Raw genomic sequence first — 4,574 nt, 5'->3', positions numbered from 1 at the left:
GGCCGGGGCTTTCTGGCTCACGGTGGGGCTGATGGCTCTGGCGCGGAGCAAGGCCAGCATGCCGGTGCTGCTGGTCGACCGCTTTGTGCCCGGATCAGGCTGGCTGGAGATGCTGCTTCTGGGCCTGTACGCCGCGTGGCTTACCGGGCGCATGCTGGAGCCGAAAGAACACAAGCGCTTGCGGCCGCGCATCTGGGCGTTGTTCTCGGCGCTGTTCTTCGGGCAGTTGGCCCTGGGGCTGGCCGGATTCACGGACCTGCTGATGACCGGGAAGCTGCACCTGCCCGTGCCCGCGCTCATCGCGGCTGGGCCCATATTCCGGGGCGGTGGGCTCTTCATGCCCATCCTGTTCGCGTCCACGGTGCTTCTGGTGGGCCCGGCCTGGTGCAGCCACTTGTGCTACATCGGCGCGTGGGATGACCAGTGCTCGCGCCGTGGGAGCAAACCGCCGCGCGTGCTGTCTCGCCGTTGGACCGTTGGCGGCAGGCTGGTCACGCTGGTCATCGCCTGCGGCGGGGCGCTGGCCTTGCGGCTGCTGGGCGTGCCGGGCGAGACGGCGGTGTGGCTTGCGGCCGGATTCGGGCTGCTGGGCGTGGGAGTGATGCTTGTGGTGTCGCGGCGGCTGGGGACCATGGCGCACTGCACGGCCTTCTGCCCCATCGGGCTGGTGGGCAACGTGCTGGGCAAGCTCATTCCCTGGCGCGTGCGCATCAATCTGGGCGCATGCACGCGCTGCGGCTCCTGCGCGCGGGCCTGCCGCTATTCGGCCCTGACGAGCCTGGAGATTGAGGCGGGTAAGCCGGGCCTTTCCTGCACGCTCTGCGGCGACTGCGTGGGGGCCTGCCCGCACGACGCCATGCACTATCGTTTTCCGGGCCTTTCTTCGGCCACGGCGCGGGCAGCCTTTCTGACGCTTGTGGCCGCGCTGCACGCCGTATTTTTGGGCGTGGCGCGCATCTGACGGGTTCTATTCCGCCGGTTTTGCGGGCTTGGGCAGGCGCCACTTGCCGCGGTAGGCGATCAGGCGCAGGGCGAGGGCGGCGCAGAAGGCCGCAAGCAGGGTGGCCGTGTTGAGGCTTTGCGCCGCGTGCAGGCCGAAGATGGCCGCGCCCTGAAGCAGGGCCACGCTGCCGTAGAAGCCGCCGTGCAGCAGTTCGGGCACCTCGTTCACCAGCAGGTCGCGCAGGATGCCGCCCCCGGCGGCGGTGAGCAGCGACAGGGCCAGCACGCCGAAGAATTGCGCCTGAACCTCGAGGCCCACAAGGGCGCCTGAAAGGCCGAAGGCCGCAAGGCCCACGGCGTCGCTGACCACGAAGCCGAGGCGCTGTTCCAGCTGGGGCAGCTTGTGCAGCTTCAGGGTGAGGGCCAGCAGCACCACGCCGCTGGTGATGAGAAAAGGTTCGGCCTCGTGCACCAGGGCCACGGGCCGCCCGACGAGGATGTCGCGGATGACCCCGCCGCCGTTGGCGGTGAGGAAGGACAGGATGAAGATCCCCATGAGGTCCAGGCCCTTGCGCACTCCGGTGAGGAAGCCGGAAAGGGCGAAGGCTGCGCCGCCCAGCAGGGAGGCTGCGTAAAGGGTCTGAAGCGGGAGGTCGAACTGCATGCCTGTGCGCGTCCCCTTGGGCCTGCTTCCCGCTGAATGGAGCCGCCCGGCCTAGTCTTCTTGCTTCTTGGACTTCTTCTTTTTCTTGGCCGGGGTCTCGTCGGCCTCGGCCTTCTTCTTCGTGGACTTCGCGGGCTTGGCCTCGGCCTCGGCCTGGTCCTTCTTGCTCTTCTTCTTCGAGGTCTTTTCAGGGGCGGCGGAAGCCTCCGCCTTTTCGGCCTTGCTCTTCTTGCCTTTCTTGGACTTGGCCGGGCGCTCGTCGTCGTCCCTGTCGGCGCGGTCCGCACGGCTGACCTTGGCGGCTTTGCCCCTGCGCTTGGGCTTGATCTCCGGTTCCGGCTCGTCGTCCATGTCCTGATCGTCGGTTTCCGGGGCCTTTTTCAGGGCCGTCATGCCCTGCATGGCCGTGAGGTTGCGCGGGAACGCGTTGAGCGAGCGCAGGAACAGGGCCTGGGCCTGCTGGGACTGGCCCTTGCCCATGAGCGCCCAGCCCATGCCGCCGAGGGCGGAGGCGAAGGGCTTTTCCGGGTTGTAGGTGCGCAGCCAGTCGAAGGAGTGCAGGGCTTTGTCGTATTTCTGCTGGTGGTAGGCGCTCCAGCCGAGCTTATCCATCAGGTGGCACCACTTGTCCCAGGAGGAGCCGGACAGGGGGGCGCGGGGCATGATCTTGTCGAAGCAGGACTCGGCGAGCTGCCAGTCGCCCTGCAGGTAGGCCGTGGCCCCAAGGCCGAACAGGGCCTCCATGCTGCCGGGGGCGGTGGCCAGAATGCGTTCGAACCCGGCGCGGGCGGCGGGCAGGTTCATGGCGTACAGCTGGCTCCAGCTCAGGTCCTGGGCCAGGGCGGAGAGCTCCGAATGCTGGGAGAGCAGCTGCGAGAGCTCCAGTTCGTCCAGATAGGCGGGGTCGAGATTCACGCCGGCCAGCAATTCCTCGCGGGCCTGCTCGTGCTCGCCCAGGGCCACCAGGGCGAAGGCCAGGCCGTAGTGCGGCGCGGCCAGGCCGGGGTCCAGGCTCACCGCGCGGCGGAAGTCGCTCACGGCGTCGCGCATGCGGCCCTCGGTGAGGGCGGTGTAGCCGCTGGAGCTCATGCGGTCCAGGCGCTCCACGCGCGAGCGTGGCGACTGCTGCTGGGCGGCGACGGCTTCCTTGTCGCGGCCCTGGCGGGTAAGGAGCAGCACCAGGGCGCGCCAGGCCAGGGAGTTCTTGGGATCCAGACGCACGGCGTCGCGCAGGTGCGGCTCCGCCAGGTCCAGGTGCCCGCGTGAGAGCAGGGCCAGACCGTCGCCCAGGTGCGCGTCCGGATCGTCCTTGTTCACGGTGATGAGGGTCTGGAACAGGGCGTGGGCCTTGTCCTCCTGCCCGGCCCAGAAGCTGGCCCAGGCCAGGGCGCGGCGGCCGGGGCGGCTGTTGGGGTTCTGGCGCAGGTATTCCTCAAGATAGGGCGCGGCCGTGGTGGGGTAGAGCTTGCGCGCGTAGGCCTCGCCCATCTCCAGGAACAGCTCCGTGTACTCCGGGCGCGAGCGCATGAGCTCCAGCACTTCCGGCGTGGCGGCGAAGTCCGGGCTTAAGAAGATGGCCTCGGCCAGACGCTGGCTGGCCTGGTCGGCCTTGCCCTGGCGGGCCAGGGTGATGCCCATGCCGTACGCCGCCGCGGGCAGGGAGGGATTCTGGCGGCGGGCCTCGGTGAAGGCGGTCAGGGCGTCGTCGTACTGGCCCAGGCGCAGGCGCGCCCAGCCCAGGCCGTTCCAGCCTGTGGTGGAGCGCTTTTCCTGGGTCACCAGGCGGAAGTATTCGGCCGCGGCGGCGTCGTATTCGGCGCGGTCGTACAAAATGCGCGCGGCGGAGAGGCGGCTGTCCACGTAGTCCGGCCGGGCCTTCAAGGCCTCGCGGAAGCGTTCCAGGGCCTTTTGCGAGTCGCCCAGGGAAAGCTCCAGGTGGCCCAGCGTGTTCAGGGCCAGGGCGTTGCCCGGCTCCATGACCAGGGCGCGGTCGAGCAGTTCGCGGGCCTGGGCCTGCTGTCCAAGCCCCATTGCCGTTGCGGCCATGCCCACTTGCGGGTCGGCGGAGGTCGGCTTGAGCCGCGCGGCGTCGCTGAAGCAGTCCCAGGCGCGTCCCAGGTGGCCCAGGCGCAGGAAGCTCCAGCCCATGCCCAGGGTGGCGGCGCTGTCGCTCGCGTTCACGTCGTCCAGGTAGGCCGAGAGCTTGCCCAGGGCCTCCATGTAGTCGCCCCGGTGGAAGTAGGCCAAGCCCCAGTCCTTGTGCACGGGGCGCAGCAGCGGGTCGGCCTGTACGGCGAGCTCCAGCGGCTCGGCCGCGTTGGGATCCAAATTCACCAGGCGGCGCAGGGGGGCCAGGGCCTCCGAGGCGCGGGCCAGTCCCAGCAGGGTGCGCGCCTGGCCCAGCAAAGCCTCGGCCTGGTAGTGCCTGCCATCGGCCAGGGAGGCGTACAAGGACAGGGCCTCGCCCGGATTGCCGCTTTTCTCCCACAGGCGTGCGGCCTTGAGCCGGGCCAGTTCGTCACGCGGGATGTCGCCGGTGAAGCGCGAGCTGCGGCGCGGCACCTCGGCCCAGGCGGCCAGGGCGCCCTTGAGGTCGCCGGTCTGGGCGCGGGCGTCGCCCAGGGCGATGAACAGTTCCTTGGGCGAGCCCAGCACATCGGGCCCGGGCGCGGCGGCCTCCAGCTGCTTCAGGGCCTCGGCCGCGCGGCCGCGTCCCAGGGCGATGAGCCCCAGGGCCAGGCGGGCGTCGGCGGGCACAGATTCGCGCAGCATGTCCAGCATGGTGCCGGGCCCGGCCTTGGCCAGGGCTTCGTTCAAGGCGTCCACCGAGGCGGAGGTCTTGCCGCGCGCGTACAGGGTCCAGCCGGAGCCCAAAAGCCCGACGCCCTCCATGGCGGGGTCGCGGCGCACCAGGGCGAATTCGTCCTCGGCCTCGGCAAGCTGGTTCAGGCGCAGCAGGGTGAAGCCC

General features: G+C 69.9%; 3 protein-coding genes. 1 reads left to right on the top strand and 2 read right to left on the bottom strand.

The window, feature by feature from the left end; genetic code table 11:
- Positions 1 to 961: 4Fe-4S binding protein (locus VN419_RS08340; protein WP_325646409.1), on the top strand; the 961-nt coding region annotated here is incomplete at its 5' end.
- A gap of 6 nt (positions 962 to 967) precedes the next feature.
- Here the strand turns inward: VN419_RS08340 and VN419_RS08335 are convergent.
- Both VN419_RS08335 and VN419_RS08330 read right to left on the bottom strand, forming a co-directional pair.
- Positions 968 to 1,606: a trimeric intracellular cation channel family protein gene (locus tag VN419_RS08335; protein WP_325646407.1), complete on the bottom strand. Its 639-nt coding sequence runs from the start codon at positions 1,604 to 1,606 to the stop codon at positions 968 to 970.
- Positions 1,607 to 1,657: 51 nt separating this feature from the next.
- The coding region (locus VN419_RS08330) for a tetratricopeptide repeat protein (RefSeq protein ID WP_325646405.1) at positions 1,658 to 4,574 on the bottom strand (2,917 nt) is incomplete at its 5' end.

This window comes from Humidesulfovibrio sp. (assembly GCF_035560995.1).
Lineage (GTDB): Bacteria > Desulfobacterota > Desulfovibrionia > Desulfovibrionales > Desulfovibrionaceae > Humidesulfovibrio.
This window is presented reverse-complemented; position numbering and strand designations above follow the sequence as displayed.